The following is a 1,967-nucleotide window of genomic DNA, read 5'->3' as shown; positions in this document are numbered from 1 at the left end:
TAGAGGAGCGGGGAGCGCATACTCCATCAGGGCGCTAAAGGTTTCACCCTTCAACAAAGACGCCGGATATACGGAAGCATCTTATTCTCGTTCTTCCATCGCAACTGTTTCTCTTGCTTCGATCGGCGGGACCATATACAGAATAATGGACTTTTCAAAATGCCGTCCTTTGAAGCTCAGCGCCATAACCACTCCCCTGAGTACGGTGAACTGGCGAATATGACGAGTCCCAGGTCAAAACACCAGAGATTTTTTGCAACATAACGGAAATAAGACCCCTCCTCGATTCGATTGATATTCGAGGCAAAATAGTGACCGTCGATGCCCTTCACAGCACAAAGGATTTCGCAGCCTGGCTCAAGGGCAAGGAAGCCGATTATGTTTTTCCGATGAAAGGAAACAGGAAAAAGCTTATCGACCGTCTGGACATGCTCAATATCAAGGAAAATTCCTATTCAAAAGCGAGCACGCAGGAACGTGGACATGGAAGAGAGGATAAAAGAACTCCATACCTGATGAAGGAGCTTCCATCCTGGCTTCATTTTCCAACTGCAGAACAGGCCTTTATCATTGAACGTGAAAGCATTACCAAAAGGAGCGGCAAAGTCAGGCATGATCATGTATATGGCCTGACGAGTCTTAAGGATGCCGATGCAGGGGCAATGCTCCAGTTGAATCGAGGCCACTGGTCCATTGAAAACAAAATGTTTTATGTAAGAGACGTGACATTTAACGAGGATCGCAGCGGGGTCAGGTCCGGCTCTCTTCCCCATCTTATGATCACTCTGCGTAACGTGATCATGGGCCTGTTCAGGAAAAAAGGCCAATTTCAGATCGCAAAAACCATTCGATGCTGCCTTTATGGCCAAGACACCGATCTGGAATATCTCTTCTCAAAAATCTAAAGCCAAATGAGATAAGAGATTCTTACAAAAGAACGCCGTCTCTCACGGCGCCTTTGCGACCATAAGATGGACTTTTTGCCAGAAAGTCGAAAGGGTTCAATTCTGGCCTTCCTTCCAGCAGGAATTTCAAGGGAAGCACAATCCAGTGTAGCGGACCCACTCAACGCCTGGATTAATTCCTAGGCATTCTTTCCGGGGCCCTGCAATCTTGTCCGGAATACGGGGCACGGAGCTCAGTAAACGTCCGTCTGTACATCAACAGATGAAAAGCATTCGTGAGCAAATGGTGGGTCAGCCTTAAAGGGTTTGATGCAGAATCGGGGAAAGTCTGACTTCTGCAGGTTTCCCTCAATCACTTCGCTAAATTAGTGCGAGCTTTCCGGCATCTAGCGAGCAACGCAGAGGCCGTTCCCAAGACCTCTTTCATCTTTGAGCCGAACTGAGCAGCCATATCCAGGACCGTCCATCGATCCTCCTTCGCCCAGGCGAACAATATCCCAGGTTCCAAGATCAGGGCAGATTGAGGCCAGTTGATTTTTCACAGCCTCGGGACTCGCCAGTCCTGTCCCTGCAGGGCAAGGTCCGTCTTTGCCAACTTTGATCACGGAGAGATTTGCACAAAGTGAGTGACCGAGATCTCGAGTATCGGCATCACGGATACCACATCCATAGCCAGGACCATCAATGGAACCTCCATCGGCAAGGCGCACGATATCCCACGTGCCGAGCTTTTGACAGTAACTGTCCTGATTGGCACGTGCGAGATCAGTTCCAACAAGGGCCGAACCTTTTGCACAATTCCTATCACCATTGACCTTGGTTACAGCTTGAACTTTACGACAAAGAGAGCCCCCGAGATTCCGATTATCAAAGCTTCGTGTCTTGCAGTTATAACCTGGTCCATCCATTGATCCACCGCCGGCAAGTCTCAGGATATCCCATGTACCTAGAATCCCACAAATCGTACTGGCTTGGGCCGCAGCTTCAGCAACTGTAAGTTCCTGATAGCCTGTAGGACAGGCCGAATCCCCGATCACCTCGACAATAGTCGCGGCAAATGTT

Annotated in this window: 1 protein-coding gene and 1 pseudogene; one reads left to right on the top strand and one right to left on the bottom strand. The window is 49.1% G+C overall.

Annotation, left to right across the window (positions count from 1 at the left end; all coding sequences use genetic code 11):
- Window positions 1–242 precede the first annotated feature (242 nt).
- Window positions 243–905 (top strand): annotated as a pseudogene (locus VE954_RS31120) (ISAs1 family transposase); the annotation flags it as partial.
- 386 nt (window positions 906–1,291) lie between these two features.
- Here VE954_RS31120 and VE954_RS31115 read toward each other — a convergent pair.
- A partial coding sequence (locus tag VE954_RS31115; RefSeq protein WP_324960337.1) for a hypothetical protein occupies window positions 1,292–1,967 on the bottom strand: 676 nt, incomplete at its 5' end.

Origin of the sequence: Oligoflexus sp. (assembly GCF_035638955.1) — a bacterium.
GTDB lineage: Bacteria > Bdellovibrionota_B > Oligoflexia > Oligoflexales > Oligoflexaceae > Oligoflexus.
This window is presented reverse-complemented; position numbering and strand designations above follow the sequence as displayed.